Origin of the sequence: Stenotrophomonas sp. PS02300, assembly GCF_029959395.1 — a bacterium.
GTDB lineage: Bacteria > Pseudomonadota > Gammaproteobacteria > Xanthomonadales > Xanthomonadaceae > Stenotrophomonas > Stenotrophomonas maltophilia_AD.
Genome location: NZ_JASCOP010000048.1, coordinates 1 through 17,393, shown reverse-complemented (window position 1 = coordinate 17,393; position 17,393 = coordinate 1). Strand labels below are relative to the sequence as shown.

At 67.1% G+C, this 17,393-nt stretch carries 17 protein-coding genes; 6 read left to right on the top strand and 11 right to left on the bottom strand.

Annotated elements, in window-relative coordinates; translation table 11 throughout:
- Positions 1-42 precede the first annotated feature (42 nt).
- Together QMX79_RS10755 and QMX79_RS10750 are read right to left on the bottom strand one after the other, a co-directional pair.
- Positions 43-645 carry a response regulator transcription factor gene (locus tag QMX79_RS10755; protein WP_282246744.1) on the bottom strand — a complete coding sequence of 201 codons (603 nt, stop codon included), beginning with the start codon at positions 643-645 and terminating at the stop codon, positions 43-45.
- Positions 642-1,832 carry a sensor histidine kinase gene (locus QMX79_RS10750; protein ID WP_282246743.1) on the bottom strand — a complete coding sequence of 397 codons (1,191 nt, stop codon included), beginning with the start codon at positions 1,830-1,832 and terminating at the stop codon, positions 642-644. The genes QMX79_RS10755 and QMX79_RS10750 overlap by 4 nt, the downstream gene beginning before the upstream one ends.
- Positions 1,833-2,162: 330 nt before the next feature.
- Here QMX79_RS10750 and QMX79_RS10745 point away from each other — a divergent pair, with 330 nt between their 5' ends.
- The 4 genes from QMX79_RS10745 (at position 2,163) to QMX79_RS10730 (ending at position 6,712) form a co-directional block, all read left to right on the top strand.
- Positions 2,163-3,407 carry an efflux RND transporter periplasmic adaptor subunit gene (locus tag QMX79_RS10745; protein ID WP_282246742.1) on the top strand — a complete coding sequence of 415 codons (1,245 nt, stop codon included), beginning with the start codon at positions 2,163-2,165 and terminating at the stop codon, positions 3,405-3,407.
- Between the two features lie 121 nt (positions 3,408-3,528).
- Positions 3,529-4,218 (top strand): ABC transporter ATP-binding protein, encoded by a 690-nt coding sequence (locus QMX79_RS10740; RefSeq protein ID WP_282246741.1) that lies wholly within the window; start codon positions 3,529-3,531, stop codon positions 4,216-4,218.
- 14 nt (positions 4,219-4,232) lie between these two features.
- Positions 4,233-5,390: an ABC transporter permease gene (locus QMX79_RS10735; protein ID WP_282246740.1), complete on the top strand. Its 1,158-nt coding sequence runs from the start codon at positions 4,233-4,235 to the stop codon at positions 5,388-5,390.
- Positions 5,391-5,401: 11 nt separating this feature from the next.
- Positions 5,402-6,712 (top strand): ABC transporter permease, encoded by a 1,311-nt coding sequence (locus tag QMX79_RS10730; RefSeq protein WP_282246739.1) that lies wholly within the window; start codon positions 5,402-5,404, stop codon positions 6,710-6,712.
- A 42-nt stretch (positions 6,713-6,754) separates the two neighbouring features.
- Here QMX79_RS10730 and QMX79_RS10725 read toward each other — a convergent pair whose 3' ends face one another.
- From QMX79_RS10725 to yedA, 3 genes are all read right to left on the bottom strand, one after another.
- On the bottom strand, positions 6,755-7,609 hold the full coding sequence (locus tag QMX79_RS10725; protein ID WP_282246738.1) for a hypothetical protein: 855 nt from the start codon (positions 7,607-7,609) through the stop codon (positions 6,755-6,757).
- Positions 7,610-7,860: 251 nt separating this feature from the next.
- Positions 7,861-8,775: an EamA family transporter RarD gene (gene rarD / locus QMX79_RS10720; RefSeq protein ID WP_282246737.1), complete on the bottom strand. Its 915-nt coding sequence runs from the start codon at positions 8,773-8,775 to the stop codon at positions 7,861-7,863.
- Positions 8,772-9,674 carry a drug/metabolite exporter YedA gene (gene yedA, locus QMX79_RS10715; RefSeq protein WP_282246736.1) on the bottom strand — a complete coding sequence of 301 codons (903 nt, stop codon included), beginning with the start codon at positions 9,672-9,674 and terminating at the stop codon, positions 8,772-8,774. Before yedA ends, rarD begins: the two co-directional genes overlap by 4 nt.
- A 178-nt stretch (positions 9,675-9,852) precedes the next feature.
- Between yedA and QMX79_RS10710 the strand changes: the two genes are divergently transcribed.
- Positions 9,853-11,187, top strand: a complete 1,335-nt coding sequence (locus QMX79_RS10710; RefSeq protein WP_282246735.1) for an MFS transporter — start codon at positions 9,853-9,855, stop codon at positions 11,185-11,187.
- A 58-nt stretch (positions 11,188-11,245) separates the two neighbouring features.
- Here the strand turns inward: QMX79_RS10710 and QMX79_RS10705 are convergent, their stop codons facing one another.
- From QMX79_RS10705 to QMX79_RS10690, 4 genes are all read right to left on the bottom strand, one after another.
- On the bottom strand, positions 11,246-12,898 hold the full coding sequence (locus QMX79_RS10705; RefSeq protein WP_282246755.1) for a M28 family metallopeptidase: 1,653 nt from the start codon (positions 12,896-12,898) through the stop codon (positions 11,246-11,248).
- 85 nt (positions 12,899-12,983) lie between these two features.
- Positions 12,984-13,916, bottom strand: a complete 933-nt coding sequence (locus QMX79_RS10700; RefSeq protein WP_282246734.1) for an MBL fold metallo-hydrolase — start codon at positions 13,914-13,916, stop codon at positions 12,984-12,986.
- Between the two features lie 39 nt (positions 13,917-13,955).
- Entirely contained in the window at positions 13,956-14,285 is a 330-nt protein-coding gene (locus tag QMX79_RS10695) for a hypothetical protein (RefSeq protein WP_282246733.1), read from the bottom strand.
- 44 nt (positions 14,286-14,329) lie between these two features.
- Positions 14,330-15,619: a tryptophan--tRNA ligase gene (locus QMX79_RS10690; RefSeq protein WP_282246732.1), complete on the bottom strand. Its 1,290-nt coding sequence runs from the start codon at positions 15,617-15,619 to the stop codon at positions 14,330-14,332.
- A 108-nt stretch (positions 15,620-15,727) separates the two neighbouring features.
- Here QMX79_RS10690 and QMX79_RS10685 point away from each other — a divergent pair, with 108 nt between their 5' ends.
- The gene (locus tag QMX79_RS10685; RefSeq protein WP_282246731.1) at positions 15,728-16,555 is read left to right on the top strand and encodes a hypothetical protein; all 828 of its coding nucleotides are present in this window, start codon (positions 15,728-15,730) and stop codon (positions 16,553-16,555) included.
- A 92-nt stretch (positions 16,556-16,647) separates the two neighbouring features.
- Here QMX79_RS10685 and QMX79_RS10680 read toward each other — a convergent pair whose 3' ends face one another.
- Together QMX79_RS10680 and QMX79_RS10675 are read right to left on the bottom strand one after the other, a co-directional pair.
- Positions 16,648-16,869, bottom strand: coding sequence for a CsbD family protein (locus tag QMX79_RS10680; RefSeq protein WP_068848585.1), 222 nt, complete (start codon positions 16,867-16,869; stop codon positions 16,648-16,650).
- 221 nt (positions 16,870-17,090) lie between these two features.
- The gene (locus QMX79_RS10675) at positions 17,091-17,228 is read right to left on the bottom strand and encodes an entericidin A/B family lipoprotein (protein WP_068848583.1); all 138 of its coding nucleotides are present in this window, start codon (positions 17,226-17,228) and stop codon (positions 17,091-17,093) included.
- Between the last annotated feature and the right edge of the window lie 165 nt (positions 17,229-17,393).

Below are 17,393 nucleotides of genomic sequence, written 5' to 3'. Positions count from 1 at the left end.
CCGGGTGGCTGCAGGCACCGCGCAGCCACGCAGGGCGTGGCTCTACAGCCAGCCTTTCTGCCGGGCGAGGCGGTAGGCTTCGATGCGGTTGGCTACGCCCAGCTTGCCTATGCATTCGGAGAGGTAGTTGCGCACCGTGCCGTGCGACAGCCCCAGCTGCGTGGCGATCTCGCTGGCCGAGCGGCCGTCGCCGGACAGGCGCAGCACCTGGCGTTCGCGGTCGTTGAGCGGGTCGGCCTGCGACCACGCATCCAGCGCCAGTTGCGGGTCGATGGCACGGCCACCGTGCTGCACCTGGCGCAGGGCGTCGGCCAGCTTCTCCGCCGGTGCGTCCTTGAGCAGGTAACCGCACACGCCGGCATCCAACGCGCGGCGCAGGAAGCCCGAGCGCGCGAAGGTGGTCACGATCACCACCTTGATCGGCAGCGCATGTCGGGCGATGCGCTGCGCCAGCTCCAGCCCTGACAACCCCGGCATTTCGATATCGGTGACCAGGATGTCCGGCTGCAGCTGCTGCAGCATCCGCCAGGCGGCCTCCCCATCGGCGGCGGCGCCGAGCACCTCGATATCCGGCTCCAGCCCGAGCAGCGCCGACAAGGCACCGCGCACCATCGCCTGGTCTTCGGCCAATACGATGCGGATCATGGCAGTGCCTCATTGGTCAGCGGGGTCGCACTCATTGTCGTGGCTACTGCGGCGGTCTTGCCCGGTAGCGGCACCTGCACCACCACCGTGGTGCCCTGCCCGCGCGGCGAGTGAACCTGCAGGGTGCCGCGCAGCGCGGCCACGCGTTCGCGCATGCCGGTGAGACCATTGCCATCGGCCTGCACATCGCCACGCCCGTCGTCGCGGATCTGCAGGCTCAGGCTGCGACCGTCCTGGGAGAACTCGACCCAGGCCTGGTGCGCGTCGGCATGCCGCACGATGTTGGTGGCCGCCTCGCGCAGCACCAGCGCCAGGCCGCGTTCGATCTCCACCGGCATCGGCGGCGGCGGGCTGTAGTGCAGGTGCACGTGCTGGCATTCCAGCAGCAGCCGCGCGGCCGCCAGTTCCGCGGCGAGATCGCTGGCGCGGATGCCGGTGACGGCGCTGCGCACCTCGGACAGCGCCTGCCGCGCGATCGCTTCGGCCTCGCTTACTTCCAGCCGTGCGCGCTCGGGATCGCGGTCGAACAGCTTGCGCGACAGCTCCAACTTCAGGGTGATCAGCGACAGCGTGTGACCGAGCAGGTCGTGCAGGTCGCGGCCGATGCGCTCGCGCTCGGCGGTGGCGGCCAGCCGTCGCACTTCATCCTGGGACAGCTGCAGGGCCGCATCGCGATCCTTGTTGGTGCTTTCCACATTGATGACAACGCCGATGATGAACGCCATCGACGGAATCCATACCACCAGCTGCCAGTGATAACCCACCCACAGCGCGATGGCCACGAAGGCGGCGTTGAGCACCACCAGCTGCGCGAGGTAGCGCCAGGCGCTGCCGGTACGGCACACCCGCAACGTGACGCAGCCGAAGATGAAATAGCTGATGCCCGACGGATACCACGGCAGCAGCGCCAGGCCCATGGCCACCATGGCCAGCGCGTAACGCGGCGCGTGCCGGCGCGGCGACAGCAGCTGGCGCGCGTACAGCGCCAGGAACACCGGGTAGGTCAGCAGGGTCAGCCACAGCCACGTAAGGGTGTAGCCGCTGCCAAACATCGGGGTAAGGAACACCCAGCCGGTCCACAACAGGTGCACCGCGTCGGACCAGGCCGGCTTGCCGGCGCGCAGGTTGTCGGCAACGGCCGAATCCGGGGCAGGTCGCAGAAGGGAGGAGAGCCAGCGGGGCGGCATGGTGGGTTCCCGGTCGTGGGGGCGAGGCGCGATCATGGCAGTTTCCTCTCGATGTTATGGGGATGACGGCCGTAGAGCCACGCCCTGCGTGGCTGCGCGGTGCCAGGGTTTACGTCGCGCCTGTGGCAAGAGCAGACACGCGTGGCGTGTCCCTACGATCCGGAATCGGCCCCAGCCTCGCCAGTGGGCCTCATCACGCCACTTGGGTGACAGCTGTCACTGCCCGCCGCCCCGCCGGGCGGGCATCCTGTGCCCCAGCCGGTCCCCGTCCGGTTTGCCCGTGACTCCCGTTGCGGTCACACTCGGCCCGATTCCACGTCCAGACTCACGATGAACGCATCCGCTGAACTGCTCAAGGAACTCCGCATCGACCGCAAGAAGGCCGCGGCCCCGCCGCCTTCGTCGCCACGCCGTGGCCTGTGGATCGTCCTTACCATTGTCGCGCTGCTGGTCCTGGGCGGTATCGCCTGGGTCGTGTTCGGCCGCGAGCGCCCGATCGAGGTGACCACCGCGCCGGTGGTGGCCATCCAGCAGGGTACCGCCAGCAGCTCGGTGCTCGACGCCAGCGGCTACGTGGTGGCCCGGCGCATGGCCACGGTATCGGCCAAGATCACCGGCAAGGTCCGCGAAGTGATGATCGAGGAAGGCATGCGGGTTGAAGAAGGCCAGGTGATGGCCACCCTCGACCCGATCGATGCCAACGCCCAGCGCAGCCTGTCGTCCTCGCAGCTGGAAGCGGCCCGCAGCCAGCTCGCCGGCCTGCAGGCGCAGGTGGCCCAGGCCGATGCCGAAGCCGGGCGCCTGCAGACGCTGGTGGGCCAGCAGCTGGTTTCGCGCTCGCAGTTCGACCTGGCCATGGCCCAGCGCGACAGCCTGCGCGCGCAGCTGCGCACCGCCCAGCGCAATACCAAGGTGGCCGGCGACGCGCTGGCCATTGCCGACCTGGGCGTGGACAACAACATCGTGCGCGCGCCGTTCTCCGGCGTGGTCACCGCCAAGGCCGCGCAGCCGGGCGAGATCGTGTCGCCGCTGTCGGCCGGTGGCGGCTTCACCCGTACCGGTATCGGCACCATCGTGGACATGGATTCGCTGGAGATCGAAGTAGAGGTGGGCGAGGCCTTCATCGGCCGCGTGCACCCGAAGATGCCGGTGGAGGCCACGCTCAATGCGTACCCGGAGTGGAAGATTCCGGCCGAAGTGATCGCCATCATCCCCACCGCCGACCGCGGCAAGGCCACGGTCAAGGTACGCGTGGCGCTGAAGGTGAAAGACCCGCGCATCGTGCCGGAAATGGGCGTGCGGGTGAGCTTCCTGGAAGCGGCCGCACCGGCCCAGGCCGAAGCCCCCAAGGGCGTTCGCGTGCCGGCGGCGGCGCTGGTCGAGCGCGACCAGAAGACGGTGGCGTTCGTGGTGGGCGATGACAAGCGTGTGCAGCAGGTACCGGTCACGGTGGGCGTGGCGCTCAACAACGACCGCCAGGTCACCGCCGGCCTCACCGCCGGCCAGCAGGTGGTGAGCAACCCGCCGCCGGAACTGCGCGATGGCAGCGCGGTCGTGGAAAAGCAGGCGCAGTAAAGCAAGGCGGTGCCGCGACCTGGTCGCGAGCCGACGATGTGCGATTCCCGTGCCGGCCCGGCGCGCATGCGCGCGGCTGCCTGCAGGGCTTCTTCTTCCAATGCATCACGGAGAACCACCCATGTCCACCCTGGTTTCGCTCCGCAACATCACCAAGACCTACCAGCGCGGCCCCGAGAAGGTGCAGGTGCTGCACGGCATCGACCTGGACATCCAGCGCGGCGACTTCGTCGCCCTGATGGGCCCGTCCGGCTCGGGCAAGACCACCCTGCTCAACCTCATCGGCGGGCTGGATACGCCCAGCGGCGGCGAGATCGAGATCGAAGGCGAGCGCATCGACCGCATGTCCGGCGGGCAGCTGTCCACCTGGCGCAGCCACCATGTCGGCTTCGTGTTCCAGTTCTACAACCTGATGCCGATGCTCACCGCGCAGAAGAACGTGGAACTGCCGCTGCTGCTCACCCACCTGGGTGCGGCGCAGCGCAAGCGCAATGCCGAAATCGCGCTCACCCTGGTCGGCCTGGCCGACCGCCGCAGCCACCGCCCCAATGAACTGTCCGGCGGCCAGCAGCAGCGCGTGGCGATTGCCCGGGCGATCGTGTCCGACCCGACGTTCCTGATCTGCGATGAGCCCACCGGCGACCTGGACCGTGCCTCGGCCGAGGAGATCCTGTTGCTGCTGCAGCAGCTCAACCGCGAGCACGGCAAGACCATCATCATGGTCACCCACGACCCCAAGGCTGCCGAGTACGCCACCCATACGGTGCACCTGGACAAGGGTGAGCTCGCCGAAGCACCTGCGGCCCACTGACGGAGGTCACTGCGATGAAGTATTTCTCGCTCATATGGGCGCAGCTGTTCCGCAGCAAGACGCGGACCCTGCTGACCCTGCTCTCGGTGGTGGCCGCGTTCCTGCTGTTTGGCATGCTCGATTCGGTGCGCGTGGCGTTCAGTTCGGGCGGCAGCGTGGAAGGCGCCAACCGGCTGATCGTGGCCTCGCGCCTGTCCATCACCCAGTCCCTGCCGATCCGCCTGGACGCGCAGGTGCGCCAGGTCCCCGGAGTAAAGGATGTAACGTCGGGCATGTGGTTCGGCGGCATCTACCAGGACCCGAAGAACTTCTTCGCCAACTTCTCGGTGGCGCCGAACTACTTCGATGTGTACCGCGAACTGCAGCTGCCGCCGGAGCAGCTCAAGGCCTTCCAGGACACCCGCACCGGTGCGGTGGTGGGCGAAACGCTGGCCAAGGAATTCGGCTGGAAGATCGGCGACACCGTTCCCCTGCAGGCCACCATCTTCCCGCGTGGCGGCAGCAACGACTGGCCGCTGCAGCTGGTGGGCATCTTCCGCTCCAAGGACCGCACCCTGGCAGCGAATGAAGAGCGCCAGCTGATGATGAACTGGAAGTACTTCGACGAAAGCAACGACTACATCAAGAACCAGGTGAGCTGGTTCACGGTCACCCTGGACAACCCGGACCACTCCTCGCGCGTGGCCCAGGCCATCGATGCGATCTCGGCCAATTCGGACCATGAAACCAAGACCCAGACCGAATCGGCGTTCCAGCAGGCCTTCGTCAAGCAGTTCGCCGATATCGGCCTGATCGTCACCTCGATCATGGGCGCGGTGTTCTTCACCCTGCTGCTGCTCACCGGCAACACCATGGCCCAGGCGGTGCGCGAACGCGTGCCCGAACTGGCCACCCTGAAGACACTGGGCTTCAAGGACAGCACCGTGCTCACGCTGGTGATGATTGAATCGGTGCTGCTGATCGGGCTGGGCGGTGCCATCGGCATGGGTCTGGCCGCGACCATCCTGCCGCTGCTGGCACCGAAGACCCAGGGTCTGCTGCCGCCGCATGTGCCGACGCAGACATGGCTGATGGGCGTGGGCCTGATCCTGCTGATCGGTGTGGTGGTGGGCCTGCTGCCGGCGCTGCGCGCCAAGCGGCTGAAGATCGTCGATGCCCTGGCGGGCCGCTGAGGAGAACCGACATGAAGAAGCAATGGTTGAGCAATCTGTTGTCGGTGCTGCTGCTGGCCGTGATGCTGGTGGTGTGGATCATGCTGCCCTGGCCGGGCGTGCTGGCGGTGGCCGTCGCGGTGCTGCTGTGGCTGCTGTTCACCCGCAGCGGGCGGCTGGCACTGGCGGCCACGCGCATCGGCGTGGCCAGCCTGCCGCAGCGCTGGGGCGCCTCGTCGGTGGTGGTGGTGGGCATTGCCGGCGTGGTCGGCGTGCTGGTGGCGATGCTGGCGATGGGCCAAGGCTTCCAGGCCACGCTCAACAGCACCGGCGATGACAGCACCGCCATCGTGCTGCGCGGCGGTTCGCAGGCCGAAACCAATTCGGTGATCACCCGCGACCAGGTACCGCTGTTGTCCACCCTGCCCGGCGTGGCCAAGGATGCGCAGGGCCGGCCGATGATTTCGCCGGAGCTGTCGCAGGTGGTCAATGTGGTCTCCAAGGGCGATGGCACCGACGTCAACGCGCAGTTCCGCGGTGTGGGTGAAATGGCCTGGGCGGTGCATGACAAGGTCAAGATCACCGAAGGCCGCCGCTTCAAGCCCGGCCTGCGCGAGATCGTGGTCGGCAAGGGCGCGCAGGGGCAGTTCCGTGGCCTGGAGGTAGGCAAGAAGCTCACCCTGGGCAACCAGCAGTGGACCGTGGTGGGCGCCTTCGGCTCAGGCGATGCGCACGATTCGGAACTGTGGACCGATGCCGAAACGCTGGCCAATACCTACCAGCGCAGCGCGTGGCAGTCGATCAGCGTGCGCACCGACGGCAAGGCCGGGTTCGACCAGTTCAAGGCTGGCGTGGCCGCCGACCCGCGCCTGAAGCTGGACGTGGAAACAACTCGCGCCTACTACGCCAAGCAGGGCGGTGGCCTGAACACCCTGATCAAGGTGCTGGGCACGGTGATCGGCGCGATCATGGCAGTCGGTGCGGTGTTTGGCGCGCTCAACACCATGTATGCGGCGGTGGCCACCCGCGCGCGTGAGATCGCCACGATGCGGGCGATCGGGTTCCGTGGCGTGCCGGTGGTCACCGCGATCATGCTGGAAACCATGTTGCTGGCGCTGATCGGCGGGTTACTGGGCGGGTTGGTCGCGTGGGCCATCTTCAACGGCTACAGCGTGTCCACCATCGGCAGCAACTTCAGCCAGGTGGTGTTCCAGTTCAAGGTCTCGCCCGAGCTGCTGTGGAGCGGCCTGAAGTGGGCGCTGGGCATCGGGCTGGTGGGTGGATTGTTCCCCGCACTGCGTGCGGCGCGGTTGCCGATCACCACGGCGTTGCGGGAAACCTGAGCAAGAGAAAGGCCGTGCCCCCGAGGGGGCACGGTGGCGGCATCATTCCGCCCGACACTCGATCTTTCCAGCGTTGCGGGCGCACAGGTATGCAACGCTGCTGCTGCCAAACGGGGGCGTGCCAATCACCTGCACGCCAGCCCAACCGGCCCGCTGCACGAAGTACGGCGCCAATGAACGTTGGTACACCAGCCTGCGCGGGCTGCCGTCGGGATACAGGAAGTCATCCGCCTTCTCCTGGATCACCCAGTTCCAGTCCCTCGAATTCAAGTACTCCCACTGACGGGTTTCGTAGTCGAAGTAGAACTCGACGTAACCCAGCTCGGACGTGAGAATCTTCAGCTTCGCGATCAACGGCGCCGCACCAAGAAGCTGGGATTCGAAACGCAGGATGCGGCCATGCTCGGTATCGGCCCGCAAGTAATCGAATCGGATTGAGCGGGTGAGCATGCGCCGCACCGTTTCACGCGCCTCCATGCGCCTGGGATTGAGATCGGAAACGTGGTGCCCCCACAGGATGCTGTCGCTCTGCGGCTTTTCCATCATCACGTGCGGCGATCCCGGTGGCTGCAGCCCCACGGTTCCCCACTCGTCCACGAACTCGCCCCGGGTGTAGTCGTAGAGCTTCATCAGCGCGTTGTACTGCGTGCGTATCCACGGCGCAGGCACGAAATGCGTGGCCACCAGCTCCCCGCCCTCGTTGGTGACTTGGAATCCCTGGATGTTGGTCTGGCTGGCGCCCTGGTAGACATAGTGCGAGCCGACCCCGAGCGAGCGCGCCTTCGCGTACATCTCGGCATCCGTGCACATGTAGCACGGCTGCGCGACGGGATCTTCCACGGAGGCCATGGCCGGGTAGGGCAACGCGGCCAACAGCAACCACCACAATCTCTTCATCATCTGCTCCCTGAATGCCCGCACACGCGGGTCATGGCAGTTCAGCAGTCGCGGGTAGCCGTGGATATCGGAACGGTCGGAATATCAACGCGTTGCACGCGCCATTTGGAATGATGCGATGTGCTCAGCCACGCAGGGCGTGGCTCTACGATTGCCACATCGCACGTAGTGCCACGCCCTGCGTGGCAGCGCGAGCCCCGGCCGATCGACCACCCAAAGGGTTGAGCCACGCCCTGCGTGGCTGCGGGATGTCAGGCCCGCGCAGCAGCCCGCGAACGCCACAAACTGTCGCCAATGAACAGCAACAGCCCGGTCCAGATCGCAGCAAAGCCGATCGCCTTGGCGGTGTCGAACGGTTCGCGGAAGAAGAACACGCCCAGCAGCAGGCCCAGGCTGGGGGCGATGTACTGCAGGATGCCCACCAGCGAGAGCGGGATGCGCTTCACGCCATAGGCAAAGCCAATCAACGGCAGTGCGGTCACCGCGCCGCCCAGGATCAGCAGCAGGTCATTGCGCCAGCCCCAGCCGCTGAAGAACGCGCCACCGTGGCCGTTCTCGCTCCACAGCGCGAAACCGATCGCCGGCAGGAACAGATACAGGCTTTCAATGCCCAACCCGGCCACCGGGTCCACCGAAATCATCTTGCGCAGCAGGCCGTACAGGCCGAACGAGCAGGCCAGCCCCAGCGCGATCCACGGCGGGGTGCCGGCGTCGAGGGTCAGCCACGCCACGCCGAGTGCGGCGCAGCCCACCGCCAGCCACTGCAGGCCGCGCAGGCGCTCCTTGAGCACCACCACGCCCAGCACCACGCTTACCAGCGGGTTGATGAAGTAGCCCAGGCTGGTTTCGATCACATGCCCGGCGTTGATCGCCCAGATGTACAGGCCCCAGTTGAACGCGATGGCCATGCTGCTCAGGGCCAGGGTGGGCAGCGCGCGCGGCTGGGCGGCGATCTGCTTCCACCAGCCGGTGCCGTTGCTCAGCAGCAGCCAGGCCACCACCAGCACCGTGCTCCAGATGATGCGGTGGGCGATGATCTGCTGCGAGGGCACCGCCTTGAGCAGGTGCCAGTACACCGGCACCAGCCCCCACAGGGTGAAGGTGAAGGCGGTGATGGCCAGGTCACGGCGCTGTTCCTGCAGGGGCGTCCTTTCCAGCGCGCTCATTTGCGGCGGGTCCGCGCCAGGGTCAGCACCAGCACGCCGGCCAGGATCACGCCCATGGCCAGCAGGTCATGCGGGCCGAAATGCTCATGCCCGATCAGCGCGCCCAGCAACACGGCGATCACCGGGTTCACGTAGGCGTAGCTGGCGGCCAGCGCCGGGCGCACGTTCTGCAGCAGCCACACATAGGCGGTGAAGGCCACGATGGAGCCGAACATGCACAGGTAGGTCACCGCCAGCAGCCCATTCATGGTGGGCCAGGTGGTGGGACGTTCGCCGGTGGCCAGGCCGAGGGCGACCAGCATCACGCCGCCGCACAGCATCTGGCCGGCGGCGGTCATGAACGGGCTGGGCAGGTCCAGGCTGCGTGCCCAGACCGAGCCGAAGGCCCAGCCGATGGGGGCGATCAGCAGCAGCACCAGGCCCTGCGGCGAGGCGGTGAGGCTGCTGCCGGCGTTGAGCCAGACCACGCCCAGGAAGCCGATGGCGATGCCCAGCCACTCGCCCCGGGTGGCGTGCTGCCCACGGACGGCCCCGAACAGGGCCATCCACAGCGGCACCGAGGCCACGGCGGTGGCGGCCAGGCCGGAGGAGACGGTGCGCTCGGCCAGCACCACCATGCCGTTGCCCAGCACCAGCATGGTCAGGCCCATGATGGCCAGGTTGCGCCATTGACGGCCGGTGGGCGCGGCCATGCCGCGCCAGCGCAGCACCGCGTACATCAGGGTGCCGGCCACGATGAAACGGGCTCCGGACACGGTGGTGAGCGGCAGCGCGCCGCCCTCCAGGGCCAGCCGGATACCCAGATAGGTGGACCCCCACACCACGTACACCAGCAGCAGGGCCAGGACGACCAGGCCGCTGCGGGGAGCGGCCTGCGGGGTTGCGGGGGAGACGGCCATACGCGACCAGCAGGCGGGGGAGTGGCGATTCTAGGCCTTTGCCGGCGGCCCGGCATGCCCTGTGGTGGCACGCTGTCGTGCTGGACCTAGTTACATGGTGCAATGCCCACCGATCATCACGTGGGGTAAGGTAAAAACCAGTATTGCCATTGCTCCACCGTGAGGACCGTTTTCCAGCATGAGCACTTCCCCCACCCTAGCCGCGCCGGCCAATGACAAGGCCGCGCTGAAACGCTCGATCTCCAACACCCTGAAGGGCTCGGCGGGCAACCTCGTCGAGTGGTACGACGTCTACGTCTACTCGGTGTTCGCGGTCTACTTCGAATCCCAGTTCTTCTCGGCCGCCGACAAGAACTCCACCATTTATGTGTGGGCGATCTTCGCCGCCACCTTCCTGATGCGCCCGATCGGCGCCTGGTACTTTGGCCGCTTCGCCGACCGTTACGGCCGCCGCCTGGCACTCACCGTGTCGGTGACGATGATGGCGGCCTGTTCGTTCCTGATCGCGCTGACCCCCACTGCCGCCTCCATTGGTGGCTGGGCGGCGCTGATCCTGCTGTTCGCGCGCCTGCTGCAGGGCTTCGCCACCGGCGGCGAGTACGGCACCAGCGCCACCTACATGTCCGAAGCGGCCATTCCCGGCCGTCGCGGTTTCCTGTCCTCGTTCCACTACGTCACCCTGGTGGGTGGCCACGTACTGGCGCAGCTGACCCTGTTCACCATGCTGATGTTCTGGGAAAAGCCCGAGATCTCCGCGTGGGGCTGGCGCATTGCGTTCGGCATCGGCGGCCTGGCGGCCATCGTGGTGTTCTGGCTGCGTCGCTCGATGGATGAATCGCTGGGCGAAGACTCCATCGAAGCCGCGCGCGAAGGCCGTGCCAAGGCGTCCGGCTCGATGTACGAGCTGTTCGTGCACCAGTGGCGCCCGCTGCTGCTGTGCTTCCTGATCACCGCCGGTGGCACCGTGGCCTTCTACACCTATTCGGTGAACGGCCCGAAGATGATCCAGAGCGCGTTCGCGGGCACCGATGTGATGACCGGTACGCTGATCAACCTGGGCGTGCTGACCTTCCTGATGGTGCTGCAGCCGATCGGCGGCTGGCTGTCGGATATCGTGGGCCGCAAGAGCCTGCTGGTGTTCTTCGGCGTGGGCGGCGTGCTGTACAGCTGGTACCTGATCACCGAACTGCCGAACCAGCATGACCCGCTGATCGCGTTCCTGACCCTGGCGCTGGGCTTTGTGATCCTCACCGGCTACACCTCGATCAACGCGGTGGTGAAGGCCGAGCTGTTCCCCACCCACGTGCGTGCACTGGGCGTGGGCTTCGGCTACGCGCTGGCCAACTCGCTGTTCGGCGGTACCGCCCCGCTGCTGTACCAGGGCGCGCTGAAGACCGATCGGGTGGGCGACTTCGCCATCTACGTCACGGCGATCATCGCGGTGTCGCTGGTGGTGTATGTGTTCTTCCTGAAGAACAAGGGCCCGAACTACCTGGATGGCACCCGGAAGTAACGGGGCCAGCTCCAGATAAGAAAACGCCGGGGCATGCCCCGGCGTTTTTTTTGATCCGTTACCGGCGAGCCGCTTCGCTTTGTTCGCGGGCCTTGCGGAATTCCGAGCCCTCTTCCCAGTGCGGCCAGGTGCGGCTGTTGGCCAGCTCGGCGCCCAGGTCGTAGACCAGCAAGGTGTCGGCGGCATGGCCGGCCGGATCCCAGCTCGGGGTCCAGGCGTCGCAGGCCTGGTGGTAGCAATCAGCGAAGTACTTTTCGCGCAGCGTCTTGCCAGCGGCAACGCCGCCTTCCAGCTTGTCCAGCCCCGGGCCGATGGTGATGGCCGGCACGCCCAGGCGGGCGAAGGCGAAGTGGTCGGCACGGTAGAAGAAGCCCGCTTCCAGGTTCGGGTCCGGGCTGTAGCTGCGCCCACGCGCCTTGGCCACGCGCTCCAGGTCGCCTTCCAGCGAAACGCGGCCCTTGCCCCACGAGGCGATGTCGCGGGTGGCGCCATCCGGGCTGAACATCTCGATGTTGATCACCGCGGCGGTCTTGTCCAGCGGCGCCAGCGGGTGCGCGGCGTAGTAGCTGGCGCCCAGCAGGCCCTTCTCTTCGGCGGTGAGCGCCACGAAGTACAGGGTGCGCTGCGGCTGCGGGCCGGCGGCGAACACGCGGCCCAGCTCCAGCACGGTGGCCACGCCGGTGGCGTTGTCGATGGCGCCCCGGCGGATGCGGTCGCCCTTGGCGTCGGGCTGGCCGATGCCGAAGGCATCCCAATGCGCGGAGAAGATCACTGCTTCATCGCCGTGCTCGCCGCCGGGCAGCTTGGCCACCACGTTGCGGGTGACCACCTGCTCGCGCTTGAGCTTGAACTGTGCCGACAGCGTGGCATCGCCCAGCACCACCGGCTGGAATGCCGGGGTCATGGCCTTGCGCTTTTCGGCCTCGAAATCCAGGCCGGCATCGCGGAACAGCTGCTCGGCCAGCGCGCGCTGCATCCAGCCGCGCACCGGCACGTGCTGGGCCAGCGCCTGCTCCTGCGGGCGCTCGATATCGAACAGCGGCGAGGTGCCCGAGCTCTTCACCGTGGCCCAGCCGTACGCGGCCGGGGCGGTTTCATGCACGATCAGCACGCCCTTGGCGCCACGGCGCGCGGCTTCCTCGAACTTGTAGGTCCAGCGGCCGTAGTAGGTGACGGCCTTGCCATCGAAGGCGCCGGGACGATCCGCTTCGAAATCGGCGTCGTTGATCAGCACCACGGCGATCTTGCCCTGCAGGTCCACGTCCTTGTAATCGTTCCACTGGCGCTCGGGCGCATCGATGCCGTAGCCGATGAACACCAGCGGCGCATCCTTGATGTCCACCGATGCCTGTGGCCGCAGGCTCTGCAGGGTCACATCCTCGCCGTTCACCAGCGTGCGGGCCTTGCCGTTCTGGCGCAGCTTGGCGGTCACCGGGCCATCGACCTGGGCGCGCACCATCGGCACCGGCTGCACCCAGCTGCCATCCACGCCACCGGGCTGCAGGCCGGATTTACGGAATTCCTCGATCAGGTACTGCACCGTGCGCTCTTCACCCGGCGACGCCGGCGCGCGGCCTTCGAACTCGTCCGAGGCCAGGATGCGCACATGCCGCGACAGCGCTTCGGGGTCGATGCCACCGCCCGGCAGGTCATTGGCCGCGTGGGCCAGGCCGCCCACGAACAGACAGGACGACAACAGCAGCATGCGCATCGGATTCACGGCAGGTACCAGAAAAAATCGGAATGGCAGAGTGTAACGTGACACTCCGGTTACCGGGCAGGCCCTGCGTGCGCACTCAGCGGCGGTCGCGGTCCAGCCAGCAGGCCAGGCCCTGCGCATTGAGCTCGATATCCATCGCCAGCACCTGCGCCACGGCCGCATCGTCGAGCGGGCAGCCATGCGCCTGCGCGCGTTCCTGGTACAGCACGGTCAGCGCGGCCACCAGGCAGCGGTGGCGGTCGGGGCGCTCGTCGCACTGGCGCCCGATCTCCACCATCGCATCGATCTGCTCGACCAGGTCGGCGGCCAATGCGGGAATGTTTTCCACCCGCCCGTAATGGGTGAGGTACACCGCCTGCGGCTGCAGCGCGAGCAGCCGCGCGATGGAGTGCTTGAGCGGTTCCGGATCGAACTGCACCGGTGAGGAGGTGGGAATGATGAAGGCGCCGCGTGCACTGTCCAGCTCGCGGTAGGACAGGCCGAAGGTATCGCCGGTGAACAGGCTGCGGCTGCGTTCGTCCCACACGCACAGGTGGTGGCGCGCGTGCCCGGGTGTGTCCAGGCACAGCAGGCTGCGCCCGGCCAGGTCCACGCGGTGGCCGTCTTCGGCAATCACCACGCGCGCGGCGGGCACCGGCAGGACCGGGCCGTAGCTGCGCGCGATTTCTTCCGCGCCATAGACTTCGGTCGCACCGGCGATGAGCCGGGTCGGGTCGATCATGTGCGGCGCGCCGCGCGGGTGCACCACCAGGGTGGCGTTGGGCAGCTGCTGCATGAGCAGGCCGGCACCGCCGGCGTGGTCCAGGTGCACATGGGTGAGCACCAGCCAGTCCACCTGCTCCGGCGTGCAGCCGGCGCGCGTGAGCGCGGCCAGCATCGCCGGCACTGCCAGGCCGGTGCCGCAGTCGATGAAGGCGGCGCGGCCGTTTTCGACGATCAGGTAGGCGGCGTCGAAGTCACTGCGCTGGAACGCGGTATCGATGGTGAAAATGCTGGGGTCGGAGGACATCTGCTCATCCCTGGCGGCAATCGATGGATTCTAGGCGCGTTACCCCACCGACTTCGATGCGGCTTTGGTCGCACGCTGCGCCAGCCAGGCGCCGCGCAGCAGCAATGCACCCACCATCACGGCCAGGAAGGCGCCGTAGGCGTACAGCACGGCGAGCACTTGGCGCCAGATCGGCCCGGCATCGCTCTGCACCACGCCAATATGGTGGCCCCAGAGCATGGCCAGGATGCTCAGGATGAAAGCGAGCAGCAGCGCGGCGCCGTCGAACAGGCGCCGCGCGGTGTCGCGGGGGTGGCGTGGGAACAACCAGTACAGGGTGCCCAACAGCACGAACCAGGGCAGGAACAACAGCAACGACAACCAGGCCATCGTGTTTCCTCCGTTTTACGTGTCCATCGACCAACGGTCGATGGCTACCCGCGAAGCTCCTGCAATGCCGCCAGCACCACATCCACTTCTGCTTCCAGCTTGAACAGCTCGCTCTGCAGGCCATCGCCATGCTCGGTCTGCTTGAGCACGCCGATCAGCTGGCCGGCATCGCGCGGCGAATCGAAGCCTTCGCTCTGGATCAGCAGCGTGCCGTCGCCGGCCTGCAGCTTGAAGTAGAAGCGGCCATCCTTTTCGCGGTACTGCTTGAACAGCGGCGGGGCAGCGCGCGCCACGCCACCGTCTTCGGCGGCGATGTCGCCTGCCTTGGACAGGTCGCGCAGGCCCACTGCATGGCGCAGCTCCTTCAGCAGCGGAATGGCGTACTGCTCGCGCAGCTGCTGGCCGCGGCGGCGCAGCAGCGCTTCGATCTTCTCCGGCTCGGCCATCAGCGCGTCGTAGCGCTCGCGCAGCGGGGTGAGTTCGGCATCGATGCGCTCGAACAGCTGCTGCTTGGCATCGCCCCAGCTGATGCCGTCGGCGAACGCCTGCGCGAACGCGGCGGTCTGCTCGGCACTGGCGAAGGCCTGGTACATCTGGAACAGCGCCGAGCCTTCGGTGCTCTTGGGCTCACCCGGGGCACGCGAATCGGTGAGGATCGAGAACACCAGCTTCTTCAGCTCCGCGCGCGGGGCGAACAGCGGAATGGTGTTGTGGTAGCTCTTGCTCATCTTGCGGCCGTCCAGGCCGGCCAGGGTGGCCACCTGCTCATCGATCACCACGTCGGGCAACGGGAAGTAGTCCTTGCCGTACACGTGGTTGAAACGCTGGGCGAAATCGCGCGCCATTTCGATGTGCTGGATCTGGTCGCGGCCCACCGGCACGCGGTTGGCCTTGAAGATCAGGATGTCGGCGGCCATCAGCACCGGGTACATGAACAACCCGGCGCTGACGCCGGCGTCTTCATCCAGCTGTTCTTCGCGGTTCTTGTCCACCGCCGCCTTGTAGGCATGGGCACGATTGAGGATGCCCTTGCTGGCGATGACGGTCAGGAACCACATCAGTTCGGTGGTTTCGGGAATGTCGCTCTGCCGGTAAAACCAGACCTTGTCCGGGTCCAGGCCGCAGGCCAGCCAGCTGGCGGCGATCTCCAGGGTCGAGCGCTGGGTGCGTTCCGGCTCCTGCGCCTTGATCAGGCTGTGCAGGTCGGCCAGGAAGAAGAAGCTCTCGATGCCGGGCGCTGCGCTGGCCGTGATGGCCGGACGGATGGCGCCGACATAATTGCCCAGGTGGGGCGTGCCGGAGGGGGTAATGCCGGTAAGAACGCGGGTGGTCATGTGGGAATCATTACGGACAGTTGAACGCCCCCAGTTTACCTGCCCGCGCGCAACCCCGTTGCCCCGCCTGGCGCGTTCAACGGATTACCCCAACGCGAAGGCCCTGCCATGAAACGCCTGACCCTGCCCCTGCTTGCCGTGCTGGCCCTGTGTGGCTTCAAGCCGGCCGTCCCGCCCCGCGCCGATACCGGCCCGGTCACGCTGAGCCTGGTCGAGCGCGACCAGCGCCTGGAACTACCCGCCTACCTGCACCGTGGCCAGTACTGGGTGGCCGGCCGCCAGGGCCAGCCCTACGCGGTGCGCCTGCGCAACAACAGCCCCGAGCGGGTGCTGGTGGTGCTGTCGGTGGATGGCCTCAACGTGATCTCCGGCGCGGTGGCCGCACCGGACCAGACCGGCTACGTGCTGGATCCGTGGCAGAGCGCGGATATCACCGGCTGGCGCAAATCGCGCCAGGAAGTGGCGCAGTTCGTCTTCACCGACCCGGGCAACAGCTATGCCGACCGCACCGGGCGGCCGGACAACATCGGAGTGATCGGCATTGCGGTGTTCAACGAAGCACCGCGCCATGTGCCGCTGCCCCCGCGCGCACCGCCGGTGGCGCGCGCCCAGAGCAAGGCACAGCCGCAGGCCGCGGCCGAAGCGGCCGACCGCGCCCTGTCATCGGTGGAGGCCACCGGTTCGCGGATCCACGCGCCCTCCCCGGCGCCCGCGCTGGGCACCGGCCATGGCGAGCGCGAGGCGTCGTACTCGGGCAGCACCACGTTCGAGCGCGCCAGCCGCTGGCCGGCCCAGCGCCTGGACCTGCGTTACGACAGTGAGCGCAACCTGGTGGCGCGCGGCATCATCCCGGCACGCTACCCGCGCGGCGAGCGCGAACCGCAGGCGTTCCCGCAGGGCTTCGTGCCCGACCCGCCCAGGTTCGGTGGGCGCTGACGCCGGCCAAAACAAAAACGGGCCGCAATGCGGCCCGTTCCGGTTTCATACCCTCGTTGCGACCCTATGGTCGCCCTGCCACCGCCGGGGTGTCAGTGATAGTCCGGATAATCCTTGCGCATGGCGGCTTCGAAGTCCTTGACCTCGGTTTCTGCGCGGTCGCGCGCCCAGCCATAGCGTTCCTGCAGGCGGCCTGCCAGGTATTCGGCATTGCCTTCGGCCACCTTGAAATCGTCGTCGGTAAGGTCGCCCCACTTCGCCTGCGCCTTGCCCTTGAGCTGCGTCCACTTGCCGGAAATGATGTCTTTGTTCATGGGTTCGCGTCCTCGTCTACAACGGCAACGTCGCCGTGGAAACAGCTTGCAACAGCGAGCGTTTGGCGCGGGTCAAGCGCGGATGAAGCGCGTGCTCACTTCATTGAATGGACGATTGCCCGACATGAAGCACAAAAAAAGCGCCGGGATTTCCCGGCGCTTCTTCATACAGTGCGCGGTAGCTGCCGACCGTTGGTCGGCAGGCCACCGGCAGCTGCGGATCAGTTGCCCTTGGCGGCGTCTTCCACCGACTGGCCTGCCTTCTGCACATCCTTGCCGGCACCGGCAACGGTGTTGCAGCCGGAGAGCATGGCCAGCGAGACCATCGACAACAGCATCAGTGCAATTACACGCTTCATAGGGTTCTCCTGATTAATTCAACGTCACTACCGAAATACGGCCCCACCTGCCTCTTGCAGATCGCGGAGGTGTCCGCGCCGTTACCGGCACTGCCCCCGCGTGAGATGCAATCTGGGGTCTGGCGCGTGCAATCGATGTGAACGCGGCGCGTGGCCGTTCAGCCA

Coding starts and splice junctions, on each gene's coding strand:
- QMX79_RS10740 (WP_282246741.1), top strand. CDS start 3,529: ATGTCCACCCTGGTTTCGCTCCGCAACATCACCAAGACCTACCAGCGC.
- QMX79_RS10725 (WP_282246738.1), bottom strand. CDS start 7,609: ATGAAGAGATTGTGGTGGTTGCTGTTGGCCGCGTTGCCCTACCCGGCC.
- QMX79_RS10730 (WP_282246739.1), top strand. CDS start 5,402: ATGAAGAAGCAATGGTTGAGCAATCTGTTGTCGGTGCTGCTGCTGGCC.
- QMX79_RS10675 (WP_068848583.1), bottom strand. CDS start 17,228: ATGAAGCGTGTAATTGCACTGATGCTGTTGTCGATGGTCTCGCTGGCC.
- QMX79_RS10680 (WP_068848585.1), bottom strand. CDS start 16,869: ATGAACAAAGACATCATTTCCGGCAAGTGGACGCAGCTCAAGGGCAAG.
- QMX79_RS10690 (WP_282246732.1), bottom strand. CDS start 15,619: ATGACCACCCGCGTTCTTACCGGCATTACCCCCTCCGGCACGCCCCAC.
- QMX79_RS10685 (WP_282246731.1), top strand. CDS start 15,728: ATGAAACGCCTGACCCTGCCCCTGCTTGCCGTGCTGGCCCTGTGTGGC.
- rarD (WP_282246737.1), bottom strand. CDS start 8,775: ATGAGCGCGCTGGAAAGGACGCCCCTGCAGGAACAGCGCCGTGACCTG.
- QMX79_RS10755 (WP_282246744.1), bottom strand. CDS start 645: ATGATCCGCATCGTATTGGCCGAAGACCAGGCGATGGTGCGCGGTGCC.
- QMX79_RS10705 (WP_282246755.1), bottom strand. CDS start 12,898: ATGCGCATGCTGCTGTTGTCGTCCTGTCTGTTCGTGGGCGGCCTGGCC.
- QMX79_RS10750 (WP_282246743.1), bottom strand. CDS start 1,832: ATGCCGCCCCGCTGGCTCTCCTCCCTTCTGCGACCTGCCCCGGATTCG.
- QMX79_RS10700 (WP_282246734.1), bottom strand. CDS start 13,916: ATGTCCTCCGACCCCAGCATTTTCACCATCGATACCGCGTTCCAGCGC.
- QMX79_RS10745 (WP_282246742.1), top strand. CDS start 2,163: ATGAACGCATCCGCTGAACTGCTCAAGGAACTCCGCATCGACCGCAAG.
- yedA (WP_282246736.1), bottom strand. CDS start 9,674: ATGGCCGTCTCCCCCGCAACCCCGCAGGCCGCTCCCCGCAGCGGCCTG.
- QMX79_RS10710 (WP_282246735.1), top strand. CDS start 9,853: ATGAGCACTTCCCCCACCCTAGCCGCGCCGGCCAATGACAAGGCCGCG.
- QMX79_RS10695 (WP_282246733.1), bottom strand. CDS start 14,285: ATGGCCTGGTTGTCGTTGCTGTTGTTCCTGCCCTGGTTCGTGCTGTTG.
- QMX79_RS10735 (WP_282246740.1), top strand. CDS start 4,233: ATGAAGTATTTCTCGCTCATATGGGCGCAGCTGTTCCGCAGCAAGACG.